The 26,715-nt window shown below is 59.8% G+C and carries 17 protein-coding genes; 11 read left to right on the forward strand and 6 right to left on the reverse strand.

Features of this window, described 5'->3' with window-relative positions; all coding sequences use genetic code 11:
- Positions 1–34: 34 nt before the first annotated feature.
- The 3 genes from AC1DYJ_RS29185 to AC1DYJ_RS29195 are packed head-to-tail and all read right to left on the reverse strand — an operon-like array spanning position 35 to position 4,628.
- Positions 35–1,348, reverse strand: coding sequence for an HlyD family type I secretion periplasmic adaptor subunit (locus AC1DYJ_RS29185; RefSeq protein ID WP_477287473.1), 1,314 nt, complete (start codon positions 1,346–1,348; stop codon positions 35–37).
- Positions 1,345–3,051 (reverse strand): type I secretion system permease/ATPase, encoded by a 1,707-nt coding sequence (locus AC1DYJ_RS29190; RefSeq protein ID WP_477287475.1) that lies wholly within the window; start codon positions 3,049–3,051, stop codon positions 1,345–1,347. Before AC1DYJ_RS29190 ends, AC1DYJ_RS29185 begins: the two co-directional genes overlap by 4 nt.
- Positions 3,048–4,628, reverse strand: a complete 1,581-nt coding sequence (locus AC1DYJ_RS29195) for a hypothetical protein (protein WP_477287477.1) — start codon at positions 4,626–4,628, stop codon at positions 3,048–3,050. The genes AC1DYJ_RS29190 and AC1DYJ_RS29195 overlap by 4 nt, the downstream gene beginning before the upstream one ends.
- 225 nt (positions 4,629–4,853) lie before the next feature.
- Here AC1DYJ_RS29195 and AC1DYJ_RS29200 point away from each other — a divergent pair, with 225 nt between their 5' ends.
- From AC1DYJ_RS29200 to AC1DYJ_RS29220, 5 genes are all read left to right on the forward strand, one after another.
- On the forward strand, positions 4,854–7,031 hold the full coding sequence (locus AC1DYJ_RS29200) for an ATP-grasp domain-containing protein (protein WP_477287479.1): 2,178 nt from the start codon (positions 4,854–4,856) through the stop codon (positions 7,029–7,031).
- A gap of 15 nt (positions 7,032–7,046) precedes the next feature.
- A complete protein-coding gene (locus AC1DYJ_RS29205) occupies positions 7,047–7,499 on the forward strand; it encodes a hypothetical protein (RefSeq protein ID WP_477287481.1) in 453 nt (150 codons plus the stop codon).
- Between the two features lie 101 nt (positions 7,500–7,600).
- Positions 7,601–9,910, forward strand: coding sequence for a CapA family protein (locus AC1DYJ_RS29210; RefSeq protein WP_025583804.1), 2,310 nt, complete (start codon positions 7,601–7,603; stop codon positions 9,908–9,910).
- A gap of 130 nt (positions 9,911–10,040) precedes the next feature.
- On the forward strand, positions 10,041–10,922 hold the full coding sequence (locus tag AC1DYJ_RS29215; protein WP_477287483.1) for an alpha/beta hydrolase: 882 nt from the start codon (positions 10,041–10,043) through the stop codon (positions 10,920–10,922).
- Positions 10,923–11,160: 238 nt separating this feature from the next.
- A complete protein-coding gene (locus AC1DYJ_RS29220) occupies positions 11,161–12,366 on the forward strand; it encodes a pilus assembly protein TadG-related protein (protein WP_025583765.1) in 1,206 nt (401 codons plus the stop codon).
- Positions 12,367–12,444: 78 nt separating this feature from the next.
- On the opposite strand, the gene AC1DYJ_RS29225 is transcribed toward AC1DYJ_RS29220, so the two are convergent.
- Both AC1DYJ_RS29225 and AC1DYJ_RS29230 read right to left on the reverse strand, forming a co-directional pair.
- The gene (locus AC1DYJ_RS29225) at positions 12,445–13,179 is read right to left on the reverse strand and encodes an alpha/beta hydrolase (RefSeq protein ID WP_477287496.1); all 735 of its coding nucleotides are present in this window, start codon (positions 13,177–13,179) and stop codon (positions 12,445–12,447) included.
- A 351-nt stretch (positions 13,180–13,530) separates the two neighbouring features.
- Positions 13,531–14,445 carry an MBL fold metallo-hydrolase gene (locus AC1DYJ_RS29230; protein ID WP_029869294.1) on the reverse strand — a complete coding sequence of 305 codons (915 nt, stop codon included), beginning with the start codon at positions 14,443–14,445 and terminating at the stop codon, positions 13,531–13,533.
- A 529-nt stretch (positions 14,446–14,974) separates the two neighbouring features.
- Between AC1DYJ_RS29230 and AC1DYJ_RS29235 the strand changes: the two genes are divergently transcribed.
- From AC1DYJ_RS29235 to AC1DYJ_RS29255, 5 genes are all read left to right on the forward strand, one after another.
- The gene (locus AC1DYJ_RS29235; RefSeq protein ID WP_025583759.1) at positions 14,975–17,200 is read left to right on the forward strand and encodes a mechanosensitive ion channel domain-containing protein; all 2,226 of its coding nucleotides are present in this window, start codon (positions 14,975–14,977) and stop codon (positions 17,198–17,200) included.
- A gap of 479 nt (positions 17,201–17,679) precedes the next feature.
- Complete coding sequence (locus AC1DYJ_RS29240; protein WP_025583757.1) at positions 17,680–19,128, forward strand: TolC family outer membrane protein; 1,449 nt, start codon at positions 17,680–17,682, stop codon at positions 19,126–19,128.
- Between the two features lie 37 nt (positions 19,129–19,165).
- The gene (locus tag AC1DYJ_RS29245; RefSeq protein WP_477287487.1) at positions 19,166–21,298 is read left to right on the forward strand and encodes a type I secretion system permease/ATPase; all 2,133 of its coding nucleotides are present in this window, start codon (positions 19,166–19,168) and stop codon (positions 21,296–21,298) included.
- Between the two features lie 37 nt (positions 21,299–21,335).
- Positions 21,336–22,625, forward strand: a complete 1,290-nt coding sequence (locus tag AC1DYJ_RS29250; RefSeq protein ID WP_025583753.1) for an HlyD family type I secretion periplasmic adaptor subunit — start codon at positions 21,336–21,338, stop codon at positions 22,623–22,625.
- A complete protein-coding gene (locus tag AC1DYJ_RS29255; RefSeq protein WP_025583751.1) occupies positions 22,615–23,256 on the forward strand; it encodes a ribbon-helix-helix domain-containing protein in 642 nt (213 codons plus the stop codon). The genes AC1DYJ_RS29250 and AC1DYJ_RS29255 overlap by 11 nt, the downstream gene beginning before the upstream one ends.
- Before the next feature lie 71 nt (positions 23,257–23,327).
- On the opposite strand, the gene AC1DYJ_RS29260 is transcribed toward AC1DYJ_RS29255, so the two are convergent.
- On the reverse strand, positions 23,328–24,272 hold the full coding sequence (locus AC1DYJ_RS29260; protein ID WP_025583748.1) for a transglutaminase-like cysteine peptidase: 945 nt from the start codon (positions 24,270–24,272) through the stop codon (positions 23,328–23,330).
- A 547-nt stretch (positions 24,273–24,819) separates the two neighbouring features.
- Between AC1DYJ_RS29260 and AC1DYJ_RS29265 the strand changes: the two genes are divergently transcribed.
- On the forward strand, positions 24,820–26,715 hold a 1,896-nt coding region (locus tag AC1DYJ_RS29265), incomplete at its 3' end, for an Ig-like domain-containing protein (protein ID WP_477426333.1).

Genomic DNA, 26,715 nt, shown 5'->3' on the forward strand with positions numbered 1-26,715 from the left:
CCTGACGAAGCCGCCCGCGGACGAGACGTTCGGTCTATTCGCGAAGAGCTCGTCCCATGGCGGCGTAGACAGGAGCGCTGAGATATTCCCATGCCGACCTCGCTCCGGTCTCGATCATGACCTGCGTGCTCATTCCAGCCTGCAACGCTACCGGCGTTGCCTTTAAGGACTGAGGTGTCAGGACGATGCGAGCCGCATAAAATGCCTTACCGGTCCGTGAATCCACCAGCCGGTCTGCTGAAAGGGTGCGAACATCACCGTTCATGGGCTGCTGATAGCGCCTGCCCACCGCGCTGAGCCAGATGGTCGCGTGCAGCCCCACTTTCACCTGGTCGACGTCGAGCGGGTCGACGTTGGCAATCACGACGAAGTTGTCCCCAAGGGGCACGATATCCATCAGTGGATCGCCCGCTGCTATCACCCCGCCAACGGTGTGAATCTTGAGCCCCACTATGGTGCCTCCGATGGGGGCGCGAATCTCGGTTCGTGTCCTTACGTCATCGGCGGCGGCTATTCGTTGAGCGGATTCATATATCTTGGCGCGTACCACCCCAAGCTCAGCGACAATGTCGGCCGCCGTGGACGCGCTAAGTTCAGCAACCTTGAATTTCGTCTCCTCCATTTTTTGCCTGGCAACGCCAATTGACGCGATATAGCCGCTGAGATCGCCTCCCACATCCGCCTTTTCAGTCTCCAAATCTGTCAGGCGCGTCCTTACCACCAACTTCTTTTTATACAGGGCGCGAACATCGCCCAGCTGTTCCTCGATCAACTCCAGCTTCCGAGTGGCCGCAGCCACCTGCCCCTCATAGCCTTCTATCTCCTTTTGCAGGCTCCCGGTCGTTTGCTGCAGCAGGGAAAGTCTCTCGCGAAGCAGGGTCTGACGCGTTCGAAAGATACTCTCCTGGCCGGAAACAGCCTCGGCCGCACCGGGCTCCTTCAAGTCTGGCGGAGTTTCGATTGAGTCCTTGCCGTCCCTCTCGGCGATCAACCGTGCCTCGGTGGCTTTCGCCTCGTACCATTGCGCCTTGATTTCGTTCGCAGCGGCCGTCGAAGCCGTGCTCTGCAGCCGTACCAGGACCTGATTTGGCGACACGCGATCGCCCTCCTGAATCAATATCTCGGATACGATCCCGCCCTCGAGATGCTGCACCGTCTTTACGTTCGAGGCTGCCTCCACCAACCCGTTGGCCAGAACGGCGCCCTGGATCGGAGCAGCGACAAGCCACATGCCGGTCAGGGTCGAAAAAATAGCGATTATCGCGAAACCGAGAACAATGAAGCTCTTGCCGAACGGCGCAGGATCGTCTCCGGGTTGTTTGGCGCCAACGGCGAGCGGCACTGTCACTTTACGCTCCGCAACTCAGTTTTTGCGGGACGAACCGGGCGTTCCGTGGGATCGGAGAGCTCAGGCGTTCTGCCGCCCAGGATCAGCGTCCGGTCGACCAATCCGGCAAGACGGTTGGTTTGTCCCGACATGGTAATGATTACCGAGCATCCAGACCCCTTCATGACTTTCACGGCCGCTTCAAGCGCCCTTCTCGATGAGCTGTCAAAATTGGCGAAGGGCTCGTCCAGAACGATAAGTCTCGGTGCGCGAAACAGCGCCCTTGCAAGCGCAATTCGTTTCCGTTCGCTGCCGGACAGTCCGACCGTGTCGTCAAGCACTGTGTCATAGCCCTGGGCCAAGCGAAGGATAACCTGGTGGATTCCGGCTATTTTTGCCGCGGAAACCACATCGTCGATGGAGCTTTGTTGAAACCGGGCGATATTCTGCGCGACGGTTCCTTCGAACAGTTCGACCTGCTGAGGCAAATAACCAATGGCCTCGGCTCTGATATAATCCGGAAGCCGGGTGACGTTCATGTCTCCCAGGCGGATCTGTCCGGTTCGTGGCTTCAGCAGGCCTATCAGGAGGCGGGAGAACGTTGTCTTGCCGGTGGCTGCGCGCCCGATGACCAATAGCAACTCGCCTGGCGCCAGCGAAAGCGACAGTCTCCTGAATACGTCTTCTCGCGATCCCGCGTGCCTGAACGCAACTTCATCAAGAATCAACGTGCCGCGCGGAGTTCCAGGCAGCAACGACGGGTCCTCGTCCGACGGCTTGGCCAGGTCCGCCTTGATCTTTGCGTATCCTTCCCGCGCTTCCCTGAGGCCTCTGAGCTCTCCAACCGCCTTGTCCACCATCCTGTAGGCAAAATTGGCAATGAGTCGGGCTGCCAATATTCCGCCGAGCGACGCCTGGTCTTGCAGGAAGAGCCATATGCCGGAGGCCAGCAGAATAATGTAGAGGCTACGGTTCAGCACCCGGATCGCAGCATCGAGGCTCGATCCTCGGGCGTTAAGCCGGTCTCGTTGCAAAAAGCCGTCCACTCGGTTCCTGCCCCAGCGACCAGCGATCGCGTCCGCCATCGCGAACGCGCTGACGACGTCTCTATGCCTGTCCGCCGAGACCAGCACCTCTTTTGCCTGCTTGACGGCATCACGTTCCGCCTGGCGCGGCTCTCGTGTGAAATTCTCTTTCAACAGGCTCAAGCCAATCAGCAAAACTGTGGCTGTTACTGCGATCAGGCAGAGAACCGGATGGATGAAGTACACACACACCAGGAAAATCGGTGCCCAAACCACGTCCAGCCAGGCAGATAGCCCGCGCTCAACAAAGCTCGCGACTTTCTCGATGCTGGCCAGAAGCGGCGGATTGGCGACGCCTGACGTCAATCCGGCTTTCACGGATTGGCTGGTCAACTGGTGCTCGATCCATACACTCCAGCGCGAAAGCATGCGGCGGCGAATGGTTTCCAGTGCGACGCCGGCCACCAAGGCGAGCAAAGCAGCCAGGGTCAGAATAACAAGGGTTTCCACGCTGCGGCTGGAAATGACCCGATCGAATATTTGTATGAGATAGAGCGGGCCGGCAAAACGCAAAACATTGATAAACAAGCTGAATACCACCAGCGCCGCAAGGCCGGGTATCGACTTTCTCCACATTTCGCTGAGGGGGCCGCTATACCGACGCCTGCCTCGTGTGTTCATCGCGACACCGTCTTTCACGCACGTCCGAGGGGAGCGTACTTATCGGCATGCTCATTGAAGAGGCCAGAGAAATTCATGATCACTGCATCAATGTCGTCATGAGCATCCAACGGCGGCGTCTCGAGCGCGTTTTGCAGAGGCCGATCATGGTGATCGGCCGCCTCAAACATCGACCAAGTTTCGTTCAGCAGGTTGGACATCCGGGCGGCCGGCAGCGGAGGGCAGCCAAGTGCCTGCACGATGCCGCCGAGCGACGACTTGAGGGCACCCCGGCTTTTTGCCAGCACTGCTGCCTCTATCAGTTCCGCGGGCGCCTGCACCGACATGAATGTCGGGACAGCACCCTGGGAAGGCCGCTCAGGCAGAGTGACCAAAATGCTTCCGAACGGACTGGGCCACGTCGCCAGGCTGCCATTGGCATTTACTTCTCCCAGCTCGGCAACAATCAACTCGCGCGCGACCTTTGCCAAGAAGTCAATTCGGAGCTGGTGAGAATGGGCTCGATCCACGTCGACCGGCATGGCGGCCTCCGACGATGCCGCAATGCGCCGCAGATACGGGTTGTTGCTCTGTCCATTGGACAGCTTTTCTGCGGCGCAGGCCCTCAGCACAGGAGTGAGCGCGCCGTCCTGCAGATCCCAGGGGGAATAGCAATGCAGCCCGGTAGCTTCCTCAGCCTCTCTCACGCCAAGCGGCGAGCGGCCAATTCTGCCGCTGATGGCCAGCACCTTGTGGCCGGCAGCGCGCAAAGTATCCACTCCATACTTCGCACCCATCGCGTCGTAGGACGCGAATATCGTGCCAAGAGCCATGCTGCGAAACGATTCCGCCAGAATGAGCTCGGCCGTTTCCTTCTGCTGCAGCCCGTCGGCAATCTCGATGACAGCAACGTCGCATCCGTTCTCGGCTGCGTGGTTCAGTAGCCGGAAAGCGCCTTTTTCGATCAGTTCCACCGGGGCGAGATAGGTGGTTGCAAACCCGGCGTCGGTGAAATCAAGAACGATGTCAGCGCCTGCATCGCGTACAATCCAGGTGTCGCCGCCGGACCCGGTTCCGGTAATCTTCAGGGCGGCAACCTTCAGCCCTGCTCTTTTGAAACCTCTTACCAACGATGTCGCCGTCAATGTCTTTCCCGCGTTCATCGATGTTCCGAGCGACAGGACAATCGGCAGAGAGGGGCGAAGGTCGTCCGAGCTGACCTTGTAATCCCAAACATTCAACCGGCGACCGAATTTGTCCCCAATCAGTCCGAGAGGGGTGATCTTCGTTGGTGCTAGCATGCGATCATGTCTGGAAAGCTCACACGCCGCGATGCCTCCTCCCGCCACCAGGTCACATGGCCCAAGATCGGGACCTATAACGGCTTCGAACTGGTCCGGAGCGTATCTGTTTCCATAGCAGATGATTATCTCATCCCCGGGAAACATGATCGCCTTTCTCCCGTTGATCAGTTCCAATCTGCTGTGATTGCCGAGTTTGTCGATGCGAGCCAGGACGAGATCGCCTGCGACTGGCTGCAACGATCCGGTGATCAACGTGCGCATATGCGAGGCCGCGACCCGGCGAGTAGCGAACGCGCGCTTGGCTTTCTTCATGCGCCCGCGCTGAATTCTACAAACAGACATGACACCCCACCCCAACGTTAGTTTTTTTATTAAAGTTTTACTTATTTATATTTCCAGCGCACCCCTGAGCTCTGTTCATTTTTTTGTTGCGTTAATTATTAGCTAACCATAATATAACTGAGGGTTGCACGCAAGTGATCGGATTGGGGAACGATCAAACGACAGACGGGGAGTTGAGTTCAGGGGGCAAAATGTATGGTTATGGTATGCCCGATTGAAGAGTTGGCGCCATTTGAGATTGCCGGTTTCAAGACGCTATCCGGCCTAAACGTGTATAATGCGAATACAGCCGTTAAACTAACGCTGAATTTGGGGCCATTGGCTACAGCCCGCGTATCCAGTTTTTCTGCCGAAGCTCGCTCAGTGCTTTCCGGACTGTTTCCGGAGTGTGAGCAGGACGCCTTGGTGCCCTCGTATCTAGCGGATGCGATCCTGGCCGCGGATCTTGAGCTTCGCCGCGCGATGAATTTCTATTCGTTTCCAGCCGTGGCCACGCTCGTGAGCGATCCGTCCGAGAGCAATCCCGTGATCGTCTGGGAGTCGGATGACCCGCAGATGTCGCGCGCGGCGGCTGCGGCTGTCGTTGAAGCGGTCGGCGAGGCAGCGCGAGACGGGGATGCGGCATCGAAATACTCCCTCGCCCGGGAACAGAACCTGAAAAGAGCAAAGAAACGGCGTCTTTCAAATTCGACCGCAGTGCTGGTCGCCGCCGCCAAGAGGAATCGCATCCCGTTCGAGTTTGTCGCCCGCAACCACCTTCGTCTCGGCCAAGGCAAGCACCAGAAGCAGCTCTTCTCCACGATATCCGGTTCGACATCGTTCGCGTCGGCGAAGGTGGCCCTGGACAAGAGGCTGGGCAACAGGCTCTTGGCGCAGGCCGGCTTGCACGTACCGCGTCAGCTTACGGTTCGCAGCAAATCCGAGGCGGTCGCGGCCGCCAAGCAGCTGGGTAAATCAGTGGTGGTGAAACCCGCCCAAGGCAATCAGGGGCGCGGCGTTTCAATCAAGCTGCGGGGACGCCGCGCAGTTGAAGCCGCGTTCGACATAGCGTGCCAGGTGGCTCAGTCCGACCGGTATGGCGTGTTGGTGGAAGAGTTCATCGCCGGCCCCGAGTATCGAGCGACGATCGTCGATTTTCGTATCGTGGCGGCAGTGCTTTGTTGCCCGCCCGAGGTTACCGGCGATGGCGAAAAAACGCTGCGCCAGTTGATCGATGACTTGAATCGGGAACCCGACAGGGACGGCAGGCGTCTGTCGCGCCTGGAAATCGACGACGACCTGCTTAGACACCTGTCCTTGCACCGTCTTACGATGGAAACGGTCCCCATTGCCGGGCAGCAGGTGGTTCTGCGGCCGAACGGCCACCTCGCACGCGGAGGCATACCGATCGACGTTACAAACTCCGTCCATCCGGACAATCACAAGCTGTGCGAACGCATCGCCAGGGTCATTGGGCTCAGCATTGCCGGCTTGGATCTGATCATGCCCGACATTGCGCAATCTCACAAAGACGTCGGGTGCACTGTCATCGAGGTGAACGCACGACCAGGGATCGAGTTTCATCTTTGGCCGCGGGCCGGCACGGCAAGGGATGTGAGCGAGATAATCCTGGCCAATATGTACGAGGATCCGGCTTCATCGGAAGTTGCCACCGTGCTCGTCCTTGGTGACCGGCATACCAGCATGGTGGCTAAAGCAATCGAGCACCGGCTCATGGCAGAGGGGCGCAGGATCGGCCTCTTGTCGAAGAAAGGCGCCTACATCAACACCGCGCCGCAAGAATTCAGTCAGCGGGCAACACCGCAAATGCTGGCCAGGGATCCTTCATTGGAAGCGCTGGTCTATGCCGCATCTCCAGCAAGAGTCTCGGAGCACGGTCTTGGCCTGGGCGCCTGCCACGCCGTGTCGGTGACGGCGACCGACTCCGACAATTGCCAGATCCTCGAAAACCTGGCCAAGGCAGTGTTGAGCGGCGGTAACCGTGGCTATTTTGTCGTCGACAATGAAGATTTGGTATCCCGCCAGGCGTTGTCGGCGCTGCCCGTTGAAAGATTGATTTTGACGAGCGCCGAGACCGGGCTTGGCCCTGACTTGCAGCGACACTTGCAACGCGGCGGATTGGCTCTATCGATGCGGTGGAGTACCGACGGATCCGGAGCCAAGATGACGCTGGCATCGGGATCTGGCGATCTCGTCATGGAACCTGCCAAGTTTGCCTCGCGACCACCGCAACTCAAGGCTGCCATGCATGCAATGGCAATTTCGTATCTGGCAAAACGGGATGCATGGTTCGACCAGATGGCGTCGCCACCTTCGAATCTGCCTTACGCGAATGGGATTCAACAGCAGGCAGGAGTTTCTCTGCTGAGGTAAAAGGGAGTAGCGTTCATGGATACTGTTTTAGCAACTAAGACACCGAATGTTTCGCAAGGCGACGCAGCAGCGCTCGTTGCCTTGACGTTGCAACGCACCAGGAACAAGGCGGGGGAGCCGCGAACCCGCGTAAGGATGTCTTACAAGACATTCAAGCGCTTGACCGGGCGGCGCATTGGTGGTGCGAAGTTTGTGAGAGAATTCACCGAAGAGATGATGAACCTGGGTTGGCTGATGGTCCGCATGCCGTCGTCCTATGGCTTCGTGCGCGCAGCCTCCCTGGACAAATGGCCGCTGACAAAATCGAATGTGATCGCGAAGGAACTCAAGCTGATCGGGGAGGGATCGCTCGCGGAAGTGCTGGACAATGCACGGCGGGAGCTTGCCGAGGCGACTGCCGCCGGCAGCGCGTCGAGCGTCCTCAACGGGTCGACGCGGAAGAAGAGAGACAAGACCGAGGTCCAATAGGCACGAATGACGGAAAGCGGTCGCGAATATCCTCGGGGCAGCGGTTACTGCTTTGCGCATGGGTATGACGGCGAAGAGGTAGCCTCTACAGGGGAGTAAGTATGGCGACTGGCTCTGTTTACGTCTGGGAGCCATGTGACTCGGACTTTACCGGCGGCCGCGTGCATCTGGCCGAGGTCGAATTGCCCTATCTCTCCCAGCGCACCGGAAGGTACGGCCTGCGCGGGCGCTACGTAGACGTTATCAGCCATCCAGGCATGGAAGAGGATTGGCCGACAGGCCAGATGGGCGAAGTGTCGCCCGACGAAGACGGCAATTTTTCTTTCGGACCGTCTGGCGGTGGTGTTTGCGGCGGGTTGGAAAGCCGTGAGGCCGCTGCGCGCTTTGGCCAGGTCAACGTCTACTACCACGTCTCCTTGATGAGCCAGCGCATCAACGATGTGCTTCGTTCACTTGGAGTAGGTCCTCTGCCGAAAGTCAGGGCGATCGTCAATGCACGTCGGCAGAAGCAACGGCCGAGCAGTCCCGAAGACACCAGCAGGTGGGTGCCGGTCAAAGGGGCCAGATACCGTTACCCGGCGAGAATGGAAAATCTGGATGATTTTTCAATCCCCCTCTGCGGAGAGCTGCTTTTTGGACCGGGGCATAGGGTCACCGAGGAAGGGTGGCTGCCGCGAATTTCAGGCAGCGCCTATCTCTGCGACCCATCCCATGACGCCGGCATGATATACCAGGCATTCGGGCTTCACGTCGTGCGTCATACGGCTGATGTGCAGGCAGACAGGTTGCGTGCACCGCGCGCCGCGTTCAGCAGGCCGGACGCCCTTGAATATGCCGTGAGCACTTACCTGGCTGCCGCCATGCTATCGAGCCCCCACGTGTGGTGCTGGCATGCTCGTCACGATGCCGAGTTTGTGCCTGCGGACAGCCTTGCCAATGACGCCCGCATTGACGATGACGACATGCAGCCGCAGGAGGCGCTGGTCGCACAAGCCGTCGCGGGGGCAATGTGGGATCTGCACAAGGCATTTCGCGGGCATGAATTTGCCTGCATGGAGTTGGTTGTTGGTGCCCTTTTGCAGCTTGGGCGACTTTCCGACAGCCCATTCGCCCCATCCCGGGTCAGAACCAGGGCGATCAGATCATCCCCACGCAGCTTTGCCTCGTGCCTGCTTCATGCGGACCGCGTGAGGTCCGGCGGCCTTTGCGAGAGGCTGATCCGCGAAATCTTCGAGAAGCGCGGCATAGGCTTCAGTTCGCCTGCGACCGACATGCTGCTTGCGCCCTCGGTTCCGCCTCTCGCTCATCGCCTCAGCGGCTCTGAAGACGTGCAGCACCACGTTGCCAAAATTCGTGAAAAGTTTTCAGAAGTCATAATCCCGGATGATGGCGATCTCATCGACCCGGACCAGCTTGAACTGTTCCTCTCATCGTCCGCTAGCGCCCCATACCATCTCGCCGCGGTCGGGGACGTCATGACAGGGATGCGAATGCGCCATCGTATCCGCAGGTTCGGCCCGGACTATCCCCTCGCCTGGGTCAAGCCGATCTTCAGGCACTGTGCCTTGATAACCGGCAATCTTGAAGCACCGTTCGCCTCCACGTCCGAGCGGCTGGAGACCACTCGGAAATACTCATACAAGGTCGACCCCAAATCGGCCCCCGTCTTACGCCGTGGCGGCTTCGCGGCCATGACCATTGCGAACAATCACATTCGGGACTGCGGCCCAGGCGGCGTAATCGAGACGCTGGACACGCTGGAGCGTCATCATATCAAAGCGTACGGTGGCGGCAGGAACCAGAACTCGGCCCACGATCCGGCGATTTTTGACGGCGTGGATATCCGTATCGGACTGCTCGGATATTACTGGAACGACCGAACGGCGGCTCGCGACGACCTCCCAGGCTCCGCCCAGGATCTTCCCGAACTCGTCGAGCGGGACCTCGCACGGTTACGGCCGCTGGTCGATCGGATCGCCGTGATGGTGCACTGGGGCGATATTACATACCAGCGCCATCCTGCCGAGCAAGACCGCGTAAAAGCACAGCATTTTATCGATATGGGTGCTGACGCGGTCATCGGTCATCATCCGCATATTCTCCAGACTATCGAAATTTATAAGGATCGGCCGATATTATACAGTGTCGGCAATTTCGCCTTTGGATCGGGAAACAGCAAGGGTGAGTCTATCTTGCCTTGCTTCTACTTTGGCGCTCGGAAGATAGATTTGGACATATACCCCGTCTACGTTCAAAACAGAGATCCGCGCCTCGACTACCAGCCCAAAATAATGGGAGGGGCTGCCGGCCGGGCTACGATCGATCGGCTGCTAGATTTGTCGCCTGGACTGGGCGGCGCAATAGCCGCTGTCCAAGACAGATGCCTCAAATTGTCTATCCCCTCGCGCTGAGGATCATCACTTCGACAAGCACCAAGCCCCTGTGACTGAAACGAAGTCTTTACCGCCTGGCCGGTTTTGATTTGTTTAGAAGTCTCTAATGGAATATGGCATCATGCGGATCGTCCATAGGGAGCGACCGATGCGATTTCTGATCCGTCTGTTGGCTGCTGCGGTGGTGGGCTGCAGCCTGATTTATTCAGGCCCGGTGCTTGCCTGGAAGGTGGGCAAGGGCACGACGACAGCAACCATCAACGGGACGACGCTGACGGTCTATACCTACCACCCCTCGAACTGCAGCAATCCTTCGATCCTGTTCGTCTTCCATGGGCTGAGCCGAACGGCGTCTTCCTACAGGGATTATGCGCAGTCTCTCGCCGATCGAAATTGCCTGATCGTCATGGCGCCGCTTTTTGACTTGGCAAGGTTCCCAAGCTGGAGCTACCAGCGTGGCGGAATCGTCAACAGCGGCGCTATTCAGCCGCGGGATCGATGGACTGTCTGGTACGTGAAGGGCCTGGTGAAATGGGCCAGGTCGCGAGAGGGGTTGCCGAACGCGCAGTACTACCTTTTCGGGCACTCCGCCGGCGGCCAATTCACGTCTCGTGTTGCGGCATTCGCCCTGGCCGACGCGAAGAGATTGGTGGTTGCCAATCCATCCTCATATGTTCTGCCCTCGCTCGCCGAAGCCGTGGCCTATGGGCTCGGCTGCGTCTCCTCGGGGTGCGTCTATACGCCGGATCAAGCCACCCAGGAGATGAAAGCGTATCTGGCCTTGCCGCTGACGGTCTATCTTGGAGAGGACGATACAGGCGATGCCGAGCTGAACGAAAGCGCGGCCGCTATGCGCCAGGGGGCGACACGCCTGGAACGGGGGCAGTACACATACGATTTGGCACAAGCCGTCGCGACCGCAAACGGGTGGCCCTTTAACTGGCGTCTTGTGATCTTGCCGGGCGTCGGGCATTCGGCAAGTGACATGTTGCGCTCGGATCAGGCAGCGACCGCATTCGGACTCAAATAGCGAAATTTTGCGTCCTGTAGCTTGGCAAGCTGCAGATGGCTCGAGAACATCCGGCGTTCAGCCCGCTCCTGATACGAGCAACCGTGCCCACCCGACATGATGAGCGAGATAGCCCAGCGCGAGCACTTGTACAAAGGTTGCGCAGCCCGCGGTCGTTCGCGAATTTAGTTAGGATATTCTAATTTAGTAAAGCGTAAACGCGATTCGATCTAGGCTGCTTATCTGCGAGGGCATCTCAATGCGAAAGCTGAAGGACCTGCTGCTCGATAGGCGGGGAAATATTGCCGTGGCAGCGGCCTTGGTGGCGCTACCGCTGTGCTTGGTCTTGGGCGTGAGCATCGACCTTACCAATGCCGTAACCTTCAAATCCAGGCTGCAAGAACTGGCTGATTCAGCGGCTCTGGCAGCTATAGAGAGCGAGGGCGAAGACGAAGAAGCCATTCTGGCCGCCAAGAACCTTGCGCTTGGCAACGGCTCTTTGGACGTCGGCGCGGTGGTTGAAGTCGACATTACAACGCCCACTCCCGTGTCGCGGGAGGTAGCCGTTGACATCGCCGCCGCAATGCCGACGCAGTTCATGAACCTTGCCGGCATTCGGGCGATCAGCCTTCACGTCACCGCAAAGGCACGAAAGGCCCCCCCGGAATACTGCATCTACGCTCTCGATCCAGACTCAACCGGGGCGCTGAGTGTGGCCGGTTTGGGAAAGGTGTCGGTGCCAAACTGTGGCATCCAGGTAAATTCTTCCAGCCCCAAAGCACTGAGACACGTTGGGGCCGGGAAAATCGCCGCGACAAAAATCTCGGTGGTCGGCAGTTACCAAGGCGGCGGATACAGCGTTCCCCCGAAGACGAACCAGCCCTCGCTTGCCGACCCGCTTGTCAGCACACCGGAACCGGTCCCGCCGATCGGTTGCGATTACAACAATCAGATGCTCTCGGATGTCACCATTCCGGCCGGGCGGGTGTTCTGCGGAAGCATCGACTTTGGTGGAAAAGTTGTGCTCTCCCCAGGCGTTCATTACTTTCACAATGCGGTAGTCGGCATCGCCAACAATGCTAAAATCACAGGCAAGGAAGTCACCCTATTCGTCGATTCCAAATCCAGCATCATACAAGCAGGCGGGAACGGCGCCATGGACCTCTCCGCGCCTACGAGCGGCGTCTATACTGGCATTGCCATCTTCGGATCGCGCACGACCTTGGCCGCATTGCCAACCATATCGCTTGCGACAAACAAGAATTACTCGATAAATGGGACGATATACTCACCAGTGCATCGTCTTAAGATGAAAGGGACCTACGATAAAAAATTGGCTACCGACCTAGGTTGGATTGTTGCCTGGCAATTCTCTTACAATGGAGATTCGAGCGTCAACCTGAACGGCTATAGCGGCACTCCGCCAAAGGGCCTCGGAGACGCCGCTATCGTTCTGCTGCAATAAAGGGAGACGATCCCGGCTTCGTACCTTTGTAGACGGCCCGTGTAGACGGCGGGGGAGCACCTCCCCCGCCGCGCTGGCTTATTGAGCCGAGAGGGCTTCTGCCGCCTTCTCGATGATCTTGGCCACAGCCTTGGGCTGCGACACGTAGACCGCGTGGCTGGCAGCGACCTCGGTGACCTGCGACTTGGCACGATCCGCCATCAATTTCTGGACGCGCGGCGGGATCATCTTGTCGTCGGTGGTCAACAGATACCAGGAAGGCTTTGTCCGCCAGGCCGGGTCGCTCACCTTGCCGCCCGCGCCTTCAAGGCCGAACGGCACCTGCGAGGCGTACATGAACCCGGCGAGTTGCTTGCTGACGTCGCCGGCAAAAGAGGTGTGGAACTTCGCCTTGTCGAGGAACAGGAAGCCGTCCACGGGCGGCAGGATCGGCGGCACCGGGTCAGCCTTTTCGGGGTTGGCCAGCATGTCGATGATGGACTGCCCCTTATCGGGAGCGAAGGCCGCGATGTAGACGAGGCCTGCGACGTTGGCGTCCGTGCCGGCTTCGCTGATAACGGCACCGCCATAGCTGTGGCCGACCAGCACGACCTTGCCACCCATGGCATCGATCGCACGGCGAGTGAAAGTCGCATCGTCCTTGAGGGATACGGTCGGGTTCTGGACGACGCTGACGGTGTAGCCGTCCTTGGTCAGGATGTCGTAGACGCCTTTCCATCCCGAACCGTCGACGAAGCCGCCGTGCACAAGCACGATGTTCTTGACGCCGGCTGGCGACTTGGCCAGGGCGGGGGATGCGAAAGCCGTGCCCATGCCGATGAGGATGGCGGCGGCGGTGAGTGCTTTTCTGCTCATTTCAAATACTCCTGCGTTGAAGGTCGGGTTGATGGCTTCCGTGGTTTCAGACGCTGCTTGGCGGCTGTCTGTCGTGTTGCAGGAGGACTATGCAGCAGACCCCGGAAGGCGCGCTTTGAGACCGCCTTCAGAGCGCGTTGTTTTTGCCTTGAGATCGCTTTGATTTTGCGTCCAGGGAAGCCGGATCGCCGATTGCCGTTCCAAAGTGCGGAGGCCCATTCCGCGCTTCCGCAGAATCTACGAAGAAAGCCGGCCCTCTTGATGAGGGCCGGCCCGTCGATAGGTCGTCAGGATGAAAGGCCTGGCCGATCAATAGTCCCAGAAGGCCGGCACCCAGCGAAAGGCGTCGCCGGCGATCGCCACCCGGCCTATGGACGGGAATGGCATATGAGTGGCCACCAGCAGTTCACCAGTCGCCGCCAACTCCCGCAAAAGCCGGATCCGGACGCGGACCGCCTCCTCGGGGTCGTGTTCGAAGCCATTGTGCCAGTCGGGATGGTCGAACCCGACCGGGAAAACTATGTCGCCGGCAAACGTCAGCCCCTCATCGCCGGATGATACGCGAACCACGCTGTGCCCGGGGGTGTGGCCTCCCGTGCGACGGACGATCACGCCCGGCGTCACCTCATGTTCTTCCTCGAACGGGCGCAAATGGCTGCGGTAGTCGTTCAAGAACCGCTTGGCGGCCGATCGAAGCACATCCGGCACCGGCGAGGGCATATCGGTGTGGGAGAAATCGGGCGCTGCCCAGAACTTGACCTCGGCGGCGGCGACGTGGATTTGCAGGTCCGGGCGTAGCTGGTCCTTTACCCCGTCGACGAGCAACCCGCCAACGTGGTCCATATGCATGTGGGTAAGCACCACGTCCGTCACGGACCCAAGGTCGATACCGGCGGCTTCCAGTCGACGGACCAACTGCCCGGCCCGCGGAAAGCCCGGAAATTCCGTCCCCAACCCGGCGTCGACGAGGATGGTCCGGCCGCCGCTACGCACCACGACTACATTCAGCGCCCAGTCGAACGCATCCGGCCCGAGGAATATGTCCTTAAACCACGCCGCCCGGACCGCCGGGTCGACATTGGTGGACATCGTCTCGGTTGGCAGAGGCAGCACACCATCGCTGATGATCAGCACCTCGATGTCGCCGATCCGCTGCGCATAGCGCGATGGAACCAACTCGTCGGGGCCCGCTCTTTCGACAGGTGCGGTGTTGTTTGAGTTCATGTTTGTCTCCTGCTGCCAGCGGTTTTTGACCGACCAGGTCGGCCTGACCGACGATGGCGCCACGGTCAATTTCGTTATTAAGGATATTGCACATCCTTGTGGATATCAATTATCCTTAATTACTCAACTGTAAAGCCCCTCCGACATAAGGGACCGACATAGGGCTTATGTCGAAACAACAGGAAATGGCGATGGACATCCCGAAACGTCTGGGGCCACCTTTACCAATAAAATCAACTGCTATTGCGGGTCAGCAAGGCGCAGCGGCGGGCCCCCCGTCGCCAGCGCATGAAGCAAAGGCCATGATGACAGCCTTGCCGGTCGCCAGGCGCCCTGCCCAACGGACTAGCCAGGGACGATGAGGCTTGCACCACAACATCGGCTTGTTCAAGGTAGGAGCAACGACGGACTTAGCTGTCTTTGCTCGCCGATTTGACCGGAAGGTTACAGCACGATGCCACTCATGAATCGACGATTGGGCGCCAAGACTATGGCGCGACCGGCACGACGTCTCGGAGATCTGAAGGCGATGTTTGTCCTGATTGCCAGGCCGCTCGTGTTTGTGATCGCCCTTTTGTTGGCTGGTCAGGCGCAGGCGCAGGCGCCGGCACCCGTCCCGCCCGAACGCGTCAAACAGCTGTTCGAGCTTCTCGACGATCCATCGGTGAAGACCTGGGTGGCCGAACAACGAAATCAGGACGCTGGATCGACGGGAGCGCCTGCCGCGGCAGCTGCTTCGCCGACCGACGCATCGTCCGACGCCGTGGCCGCACCAGGCCCGATGAATACGATGGCGTCCTCGACGCTCGATCGGATCAAGCATCATATCGAAAGGATCGTGCGGACTTTGCCCACGCTGCCAGGCCAGTTCGCGCGCGTCAGGGCCAATACGATGGACGATATGTCCAGCAAGGGGCCCGTCGGCATATTGGTGCTGATTGCGATCTTCATCGCCGCCGGCCTGGCGCTCACCTGGGCAATATACAAGCTCACCCGTCCATTTCGCCTCTGGGTCATCGCGCAGCCGAAAGATACGCCCATCGGGCGGACCAAGAAGATCGGCGGTCGCACGCTTTATTCCAGCATGATGATCGGCTCGTTCGCGCTGGGCAGCGCCGGCGCGTTCATGCTGTTCGACTGGCCAATGCTCATCCGCGAGATTGTGCTGACATTTCTGATGGCTGCGGTCTTTACGTGGGCTGTGCGCATATACGTCATGGCTCTGCTCGTCCCTTCCTTCATGGAGGTCGAGCACGCCATCGAGGTTCGCGCCCTGCCGATCACCAACGAGGCGGCTGACCATTGGGCCTATTGGCTGCCCCGGATCATCGGGGTTTTCGCATTTTTCGCCGCTGCGTTTGTCCTTTTGCCGGGTCTCGGCATCGACCGGGACGGAATGATGGTCCTGTCAGTAGGCGCCGATTTCATACTGCTGTTGCTCTTTCTGCTGGCCGTCTGGCGTCGGCCACGAATACTGCGAGACGATGCGCGCCACAGCGGTCATACGGCAGTGACATGGTTGTTGACGGCTTATTTCGTCGTTCTGTTCCTCGAGCGCATCGCCGGCCTCTACACCGTCTTCTGGTTTACCTTCGCCGCATTCTTCCTGCCCCTGGCAATCGTGCTGACGGAGCGCGGGGTCAATTTCGTTCTGCGGCCGGGTTCGGAAGATGCTGGCCGGCCGACGATCCCGGCGGTCACGATTGCTGTCATCGATCGCGGTATCAGGATGATTTTTATCCTGACGGCGGCTTACTTTCTCGCGCGTGTCCTGGGCTTGAACATGCAATATATGCGCGACAGCGATACGACGACGACGTTCATATTGCGCGGCTTGATCAATGTCGTGGTCATTGCGCTTGCAGCCGATTTCGGCTGGTCGATCATCAAGGCCTTGATCGAACGAAAACTGGGCATCGAAGCACCGCACCCTGTGATCAGCGACGAGGAGGTCCCGATCCTCGACCCGCAGCAGGCGCGGCTGCACACGCTGTTGCCGATCCTCCAGAACATTCTGCTCGCATCGATCATCGTGATGGCGGTGCTGATGATGCTCGCCTCGGTGGGTATCCAGATCGGCCCGCTAATCGCCGGCGCCGGCGTCGTCGGCGTCGCGGTGGGCTTTGGCGCACAAACCATCGTCAAGGACATCATTTCAGGCGTGTTTTTTCTGCTCGATGACGCGTTTCGTGTCGGCGAATATATTTCCTCGGGCAATTACAAAGGCACCGTGGAAAGCTTTTCGCTGCGCTCGGTGAAGCTTCGTCACCATCGTGGTCCGCTGTTCACGATACCGTTCGGTGAACTCGGCGCAGTCCAGAACCAGAGCCGTGACTGGGTTATCGACAAGTTCAACATCACCGTCGGCTATGACACCGATATCGATTTCGCACGCAAACTGATCAAGCGGATCGGCCTCGAACTGGCGGAAGATCCCGAGTTCAAAAACTGGGTGCTCGACCCGATCAAGATGCAGGGCGTACAGGAGTTCGGCGAGTACGGCATCGTCTTGCGGGTCAAGGCCATGACCAGACCCGGTGGCGCCTTCGGCATGAAACGCAAATTCTATGTGCGCCTGCGCCAGGTCTTCAAGGAGCAGGGCATCGAACTGCCATTTCCGACCGTCCACGTCCAGGGGCTACAGAACCCACATGAGGCGGAGACTGCGCCGTTGGAGATCACGCCCGAATTGCAAATGGCCGTCGCGCAATCGCACACCAATCGGCGCAGAAAGAAAGCTGGAACAACGGAGTAGGAAAGCTGTGACACCCCCTGTCACAGCGCGGGCTTTCGACCTGGGCGCCTTCAGCTTGAGGGTCTCAGACCGTGGAAACAGGCATATGTGGCCGGCAGCGCTCAACCAGAGTGTCGCTCCCACTTGAAGGTCCTTGAAATCGGGCTGAAGCTTACGTGCCAATGGCATCTGTCAACCAGGGGTTGCCGATATCCGCGGCGAAATATTCACCCAGAAATAGTCGGTCTATCCGCGGAAAAGCGGTTGTAAGAGAGCCTTGTAGCCCTTTTCGTAAGCCTTCCGTTTGCCATGTGCGAGCGCGGATAGAATCGGCCTGAACTCGCAGCCGGGCATTTTTTGTGCTATTTTTGCTACATTCGGCAAATTTATGGCCTGAACCCAACGTTTTAGTGGTCACTAAAATGTAAATTTGTAGACAATCGTGCTTGGGTTGTAGCGCTTGGAATAAGGTGCAGGGGGAAACGTTGGGGCGGGGTAAAATGAATTCGACAACTATTTCGGCCATATGCAAGCGCCTTGGCCTGCTGACGACGGTTGCCATATTGAGCTGCGGGAATGCCCAGGCGCTCACTCTTAAAGAGGCGATGGCGGTTGCAGTGGAGTCCAATCCCGAGATTGGCCAGGCCATCGAAAACCGCGAAGCAATCGAATTCGAACTGCGCCAAGCGAAGGGGCTTTATCTTCCCAGCGTCGACCTGGAAGCGTCAGCGGGAGCTCGCCGCCTCGACAATCCGGACAGGCGCGCGCTTTCCATCGACAACGACGCGCTCTATCCAGCCGAAACCGACCTCACGGTTACGCAGACCCTCTACGACAGCGGTGCAAGGCGCGCCGAACTAAACCGCCAGGCCTCGCGCGTCGACGGCGCCTCGTTCCGGGTTCTGGAACGGTCCGAATTCATCGGGCTCTCGGTTGTCCAGGACTATCTCGAAGCCATGTTGCAGGCCTCGATCGTCGCCGAAGCAAAGAAGAACCTCGGGTTTCATCAGGGAATTCTCGGCGACATCCGGCAAGGTATTGCCGGCGGCGCGCTGAACGAGGCCGATCGCCAGCAGGCTGAGGAGCGGCTGTTCGCCGCCAAGGCCCGTCTGCAGGAAGCCACCGAGGAGCTGGAGGCAGCAAAGATCCGGTTCTTCAAGACAGTCGGAAAGCCGCTGACCAGCGCCTCGAGGCCGGGCGATGTGTCCGCCGCGCTGCCGAGATCGCTTGATGAAGCAATCGGGTTGGCACGACAGAACAATCCGCGCGTCCATATGGCCAACAGCGATATCGACGCCGCGGCTTCGCTCGTGGACGCCGCACGAGCAAAATTCGGGCCCTCGATCACCGCCGAAGGCATCGCCCGGGCAGGATCCGACATCGATGGCAGTGACGGCGACACGAGCGACCTTCAGGCAAGGGTCGTGCTGCGCTGGAACCTTTATCGCGGCGGCATCGACAAGGCCAACGAGCAGGAACAAGTCCGCCGCACCAGCGAGCAGCGCCTTGTCCTGCACCAAGTCCTGCGCGAGATCGAGGAAGCCGTCCGTACGTCATGGGATCGCCGCTTCCGGCAGGCCGACCTGGCCAAGACGCTGAAGCTTCAGGCCGCCGCCAACGAAAGGCTGGTGGCGTCCTATCGCGAGCAGTTCAAGGTCGGACAGCGCTCGTTGCTCGACGTGCTCGATGCGCAGAACACCAGGTTCAACACAGCGACGCTTGCCGACACCGCGTCCTACGCATCACTGTTCGCCCAGTACCGGCTGCTGGCGGCAACCGGGCAATTGCTGAACACCATGGGCCTTCATCCGGCCAAACAGGCAACTGCCTACGCCAAGGCAGAGTTCAATGCACCGGAAACGGCCGACACCGAAACCTATGCACGCACGCCGTCGGAGCAAAAGAACGATCTGCCTTTTGACATCCTCGCGCCAGTAAGGAAGAAATAGGAAGGCCAAGGTCGAACGATAGTCCTGCGGGCGGATCGTGAACCCACAACCTAAAATCGTGTCCCCAAAGGAGGCCTTCAAGGCCTGCTTTTCAGTTGTTGCGGGCTACCTGGGCAGGCCGAGCGCCGAAACCGTGCTGTTTGCCGGTGTGCCGCTGTCGGATACGCAAATCGATATCGACGCCGTTCGGCATCTTGCCGAACGCATCGGCCTAGAAATCACAGAGTTCAGCCATCGCGACTTTCTTCGCGGGCGCATCGACCTCCCCGCCATCCTGTTTCGCGTCAGCCAATTGCCGGTTGCGCTGCTTGCCGAGACAGCGGACGGTGGATTTACCACCGCTCCCCAGGAGGACGGCCGCACAACAATCAGCAAATCCGAACTTGCCGGAAGCTTTATCAGCGGCGGCGTTTCCTTCTCGATAACCTATGCCAATGCGGTCGAGGGGATGAGCGTCGGTTCGGCGGCCAAGATTGAGCGGCGACATTGGTTGACCGGAACGATGGGGCCATTCTGGCGCACCTATTCGAAGGTCATCCTGGCAGCGGTATTCATCAATCTGCTGGCCCTTGCCTCGCCGATCTTCACCATGAATGTCTACGACCGGATCTTGCCGAACAAGGCGATATCGACACTTTGGGTGCTGTCGATCGGGATCGGCGCGGTCATTCTGTTCGACCTGCTCTTGAAGACCGCCAGAGCGTCGCTGATCGACTATGCCGGGCGCAAGGCCGATCTTCGCATCTCCTATATGCTGTTCGAGAAAGTGCTGAACTCGTCCCTGTCGGCGCGCCCCGGCTCGACTGGCGAATATGCAAATAGGGTGACGCAGTACGAGTTCGTACGCGAGTTTTTCACGTCGAACACCGTCAGCGTCTTCATCGACACGGCATTCGTCTTCGTCTTTCTTCTTGTCATCTATGCGATAGGCGGCTGGCTGGTCATCATACCGGCCGTTGCCTTTGTCGCCTCCGTGATCGTCGGGCTGATCACGCAACGGCGTATCGGCAAACGCGTTGCCGCCTCCATGAACGAGGCTTCGCAACGCCAGGCGCTGCTGGTTGAATCCATCTCCACGCTGGAGACGATCAAGTCGCTGCGGGCAGAGGCGTATCTTCTGCGAAAGTGGGCAGAGCATTCCAAGAACGCATCCAACACCTCCGAAAAGATAAAGCAGCTTTCGGCTGCCGCCGGCAACATAACGCAGGCCATCCAGCAGCTGGTGACCGTCGCCCTGATCGTGGCCGGCGCCTATGCCTTTTCGGAAGGCCATGTCTCCACCGGCGCCATCATCGGCACCGTCATGCTGGCAGGCCGGGCGGTAGCCCCGCTCGGGCAGATCGCGATCACCTTGTCCAGACTTCGTCAGGCAATGCTCTCCTTGCGAATTGTCAATTCGATCATGGCGCAGCCGGAGGATCGGCCGGACACGGTTGGTTTTGTCAACCGCCCCATTCGCAACGGAGCGATGGCGTTCAGGAATGTCGGTTTTGTCTATCCGGGTTCCGAAAACGAAGTTCTGACCGGCGTGAACTTCTCGGTGAAGCCCGGTGAACGGATCGGCATCATCGGTCGCATAGGCTCGGGAAAGACGACGATGGGGCGGCTGATCGGCAGGCTCTTCCTGCCGACCTCCGGCGAGCTTTTGCTGGACGGGATCGACATCCGCCAATACCACCCGTCGGAGGTTCGCACCGCGGTCGGTATCGTCGCGCAGGCCAACGATCTTTTTTCGGGCACCATCAAGGAAAATCTCCTGATGGCGTGCCCGGAGGCGACCGATGAACAGATCGTCGAAGCGGCCAAGGCTGCCGGCGTCGACGATTTCGTCTCCCGCCATCCGCGCGGCTACGACATGAATGTCGGCGAGCGCGGCACCAATCTCTCGGGCGGCCAGCGGCAGACAATGGCAATCGCTCGCCTGTTGCTGACCAAGCCGAAAATCGTCTTCCTGGACGAACCGTCCGGCTCGATGGATCTGGCTTCCGAGCGCCAGCTGATCAAGCAGCTCAAAGTGGCCTTCGATCGCAGCACGACACTGATCGTTTCGACACACCGCTTCAGCATGCTAGAATTGGCCGACCGCCTGATTGTCATCGAGCAGGGTAAGATCGTTGCCGATGGACCGAAAGACCAAGTGATACAGGCGCTGCAGAGAACGAGCGCCTGACAGAAACAGACTTGTTCAATACGTTGGGGCGTTGGAAATGCTTGCCAGGGAAGACCGCCCGCCGCTTTTCGCGTCGGCGTCGATATTCATCATCGGAGCGCTTTTTGCGAGTTCGGTCGCTTGGGCGTCCTTTGCCGAGGTCGATGAAATCGCACGCGGCGACGGCAAGATCATACCGGCATCGAAGACCCAGATCATCCAGGCCAGCGAGCCAGGCGTCGTTCAGGAAATTGCCGTGACGATCGGGCAGGTCGTCAAGAAGAACGACCTCATCATTCGCCTCGACAACACCTTCAACACGTCCAGCCTTGGCGAACAACAGGCCAAGGCGCGGGCGCTGCAGACGCGCATTGCGCGGCTCAAATTCGAACAGACCGGCAATCTCGAGGGCGCGTTTCCCTGCCCGCCCGAGATCCAGAAGGTGGCGCCGGAAATCTGCGACAATGAGCAGAAGCTGCTCATCGCGCGCCGCGACAATTTCGAAGTCAAACTGTCGGTCCTCAAGTCGCGCCTCGATCAACGCGAGAAGGAACTGGACGAGGCCAACGCCAATGCCGATCGCCTCACCAAGAATCTGGCCGTCAGCGACCAGGAGGCGAAGCTGGTCGAAGCGATGGTCAAGAAAGGCCTGATGGCGCGAACCGAGCAGCTGCGCGTCGAACGCGAGCAGACCGAGCTCAACGGCCAACTGGCACTGGCGGGAGAAACCATCAAGAAAGCCAAGTCGGCCATCACGGAAGCCAAGCTTCAGGTCGACGAACTCGGCTTGCAGCTACAACAGGAAGCGCTCAGCGATCTGACACAGGCGCTGGCCGACCTCTCGGTGGTGGATGAGACGATACGCGGTGCCACCGACAAGGTGGCGCGCACCGACATCCGTTCGCCTGTCGACGGTATCGTCAACACGCTCGACATCAACACGGTCGGCGCCTTCGTCCAGCCCGGCGCGGTCGTCGCGGGCATCGTGCCGACCTCCGAAACCCTGCTGGTCGAAGCGCGGGTTTCACCGCGAGACGTCGCTTTCATCCGGCCGGGCCAGGATGCACTGATCAAGGTGACTGCCTATGATTTCTCGATCTTCGGTGGCATCGAAGGCAAGGTCTCGAACATCACCGCCGACAGCCTTGTCGACCAGAAGACCGGCGAACCCTACTATCAGGTTCGCGTCGCCACCGACAAATCGACGCTGACACGCGACGGCAAGACCTATTCGATCATCCCCGGCATGATCTGTTCGGTCGACATCAAGACCGGGCGCAAGACGATCCTCACCTACCTGATGAAGCCGATCAACAAGGCGCGTGAGGAGGCGATGAGTGAGCGGTAGCGTGATCTCCCCTCCTGCCGATCGCGACCGGCTGCTGCCACCGCTGGCGGCAGAGGATTTCGGACTGGAGTTCCGGGTTGTGGCGCGCGGCGGCACGCGCCGCGGCATTCGTCTGGAGCGGGCGTTCTGGACCTCGCTGAAGCAAATGGCCGAAAACCGCAGATGCACGATCGGCATGCTGATCGAAGAGATCGCCGAGAGTCACGCCAACACCGGAAACCTGACATCGGCAATCCGCGTGGCCTGCATGCGTGGACTGGCCGACGAGAACCAAACCTTGCAAAGGCTGGCGTCGATCAAGACCATCAACGCCATTCTGGTCGCCTGTCCCTCGCCGGCCTTTGCCCTGTCGTCGTCGAAGAAGATCCTGACGTTCAATGCGCCGTTCCAGCAACTGGTGCGTCGTCAATTGCCGGTGGCGCCGAACGAGGACGCGCGCCACGACCTCAAGCTGGCGCTGGACCTCAATGTCGCCGACATATTCGCCAGGCTCGATGCCAATGGCGAGACCCCGGTGTCCACCGGTTTCGTCATCGGCGCCGGCGACCGCCGCTACCGGGGTCAACTGAACGCGGTGCGGGCGCCTGTGGTCGAGCCGGAACTGCTGATGGCGTTCGTCTTCGGCGGCTAGAACGTTTCACCGTTTCACGGAAAACGGCGAGCCGCTCACACTTTTCCTGGAATTGCTCCAGGGCGCAGAATCTACCGCTGCAGACCTTCGCCCGGCGCGACCGTCGACAGGCCGCCCTTGATATCGGCGATTTGCGCAGAGCCGGTCTTTGCGCCATGGATCCACGCGCGGTCGGTGCTGAACGAATACAGCGGCACGTAGCTCGGCAGATCGCTGTCGCGCGAAACGACATTGCTCAGGCTGTCGAGAATGAAGACGCCGCTGCCGGTGCTGACCGACAGCACGGCATGAAAGAAACCGCGCTTGCGATCCTGCAAGACAACCAGCGACATGCTCTGGGCCGGGATGCCTGCATGCAGCAGCGCGGCCATCTTGAGGATGGCGAAGTCCTCGCAGTCCCCTGCCCGTCGATCGAGGATTTCCGAGGGTTTGGCCCAGTAGTCGAGCTTGCCGTAAACCACGCTGTCCTTCTTGTAGGCGATCGCACGGTTTATACTTGCGTTGACGAAGGACAACTTGTCGATGAAGCGCTTGTCCCGGGCTGCCTCGACGATCGCGGCAAAGGTGCTGTTCTTGCGCTCGCATGCGCTGGCCGCGGTGCACTCGACAATTGCCTTGTAGACCGGCGCCCAGCGCGCTGAAACCGGAAAATTGCGCATCGACAGGGCGACCGAACCGAACACGCCGGGAATGATCGCCGCCGTCTGGATCGGGTCGATGCCTGCGTCGTCCTGCGCGGTCGAAGGATCGCGCTTTTCATGAACGGCAACAGGACCATAGCTGCCGAAAATCATGCCGATCCTGTAGGCCGAAACAGGCTGCCAAGGTTGCGGCCGCAGTAGCGAAACGCCACCGAGACTGGGCGGGGTTTCGACCGCCGCCAGCAGCGCATCGGTGCGGCCGACGTCAGCTTTGATGGCGCTTGCGGTTGAGGGTTGCGGCAGGCTTGCGATGCCCATCACCAGCAGAAGCAGCTTGAGCCTGGTTATCCCCAGGACAGATTTTTCTTTTTTCATAACGCCCACCTTTGACTGTGGACGCTACCAACCTTGTCTCAAATTACTGGAAATGAAGGTGGATAAGTTTCTTGCAAACAGAAACATCTATTTCGTGTAAAATTTTATTCAAATTTGTACTTCTGCTTACCAACCCAGCGCGGCCGGCGAATATCAAACGCAGCGCGACCCACCCAATGTATATCAGGTTATATGTTAGGTGTTTACCACGCGTAAAAAATGCTGAGACACGCATATTAGAATATATGAAAATGATTGCGGGATAGTTGCAAAGCAGAGGTCGTCACTGTCTCTTTCCGGGAAATGCCGGAGGGGTTTGGCTATGACGAACAGTAACGAATTGGACACCGTCTCGAATTCTTGGGATGAGCACTCTGCTCCCCATGAACATGGCGGCTCGCCGGCGCAAGCAGGGATCCAGGTAGCGCAGGCCGCGCAGCCGGCGCCTGCCGAGCCCGTACCGGTAGACGTCGGAAGCGGTGCGCCCGTCAAACAGGATGCACCTGCGGAGGCGAAGGCCCCGGCGACAGCTGCGCCGCACGAATACGTGGCTGACGCCAGCAACGTGGTAAAGCTTCCGGCCAACGCCTCGATCGACAACATCAAGGTCGACGGCCACAACCTCGTGCTCGAACAGGCCGATGGCTCGGTGATCGTGATCAAGGATGGCGCGCTCAACGTGCCGACCTTCATCATCGGTGACGTCGAGGTGCCGCGCGTTGCCTTGCTGGCAGCGCTTGAGGCAAGCCATGTCGACGTCGCCTTCGGTGCCGATGGGTCCATATCGGCCGGTCCGGGCGGTCCGAACCCAAGTGCGGGCGCAGACTTTTCGGTTCCCCCCGGCGGCATAGGCGACGGGTTTGACCTGTCGGCACTGTTGCCTCCGACAGCTCTGCAATTTGGGCTTCTGGATCGCCGCGAACTGTTCCCGAGCCTGCTGCGGCCGGATTCCACACCGTCGATCCTTGACCTGACGCCTTCGGTCGGTGGCGGCGACACCATCGTCAATGAAAAAGGTCTGCCGGCCAGTTCCGGGTCGGAAGGCTCGGGCGAGGCGCAAGATCCTGCTGCCAATACCGACCAATCCGAGGCCAATACCGGTACGTTCACCCTCTCCTCCGCCGACGGTGTCGGCTCGCTGACCATCGCCGGCCAGGTGATTTCGGGCGCTGCCCTTGCCAACAGCGCATCGACGCCGATCACCATAACCACGCCGCTTGGCAACACGCTGACCGTCAACGGCTACGACGCCAGCACAGGCCAGGTGAGCTACAGCTACACGCTCGTCCATGGCGCGACTCATCCCGGCGCGGGGGCCGATTCCATTTTCGACGACATGCCGGTGACGGTTACCGACACCGACGGAGACGTCTCCCTTCCGGGCACGCTGTCCGTCCAGATCATCGACGATGTGCCGACGGCGGTTGCCGATACCGATGCGGTGGCGGCGGGCTCGTTCGGGCCGGTCGGCGGCAATGTAATCGACGGCAGCGGGTCCGACGGCAATGCGGCGGGCGCCGACACCAAGGGCGCCGATGGCGCGGCGGTGGTCGGCGTTGCGGCCGGTAACACCAATGCCGATGTCGACAATRCCGCRACRCTGGGCAYCCMGATCCAGGGCCTCTAYGGCAAGCTGACGCTSGCCGCYGACGGCACCTAYWCCTATACCCGYGATGCMGGCTCCCAGGGCGGCCATGACGACGTCTTCACCTACACCATCAAGGACGGCGACGGCGACACCTCGCACACCACGCTGACCATCTCGATCGGCGATGGAACACCGACCGTATCGATCCCGAAGGCGGGCGGCGACGACACGACGGTCTATGAGGCTGGCCTGCCGGCGCGCGCCGGCGAGCCTTCGGGCTCGAACGAGCCTGCGACCTCGGAAACGACCTCGGGTACGATTGGCTTCACGTCGCCGGACGGCCTGACGACAGTGTCGCTGGGCGGACATGTACTGACCGGTATCCCGACGGCGTTCGCCGACGGGACCACAGGCACGCTGACAGCAAGCTATGTATACAATCCGGCGACCGGTCTCGGCACGATCAGCTACTCCTACACGCTCATCGACAACACGCTGACCGATCCGTCGAGCACCAGCTTCGCGGTGGTGGTGACCGATGCCGACGGCGATCCGGCGCCGGCCGGCAATCTGGTCATCAACATCGTCGACGACGTGCCGACGGCAGTCGCCGACATCGACAGCATCGGAGCCGGCCTGTTCGGCCCGGCCACCGGCAATGTGCTGGTTGGCGGAACCGATGCCCTCGACGGCAACACGAGCGACGGGGTTGCCGACACCAAGGGCGCCGACGGCGCGACCGTGGTCGGCGTCGTCGCCGGCGACACCAATGCCGCCCTCGACAATACCGCGACGCTGGGCATCCAGATCCAGGGCCTCTACGGCAAGCTGACGCTGGCCGCCGACGGCACCTAC

This window comes from Mesorhizobium sp. P2_B11 (assembly GCF_056404855.1).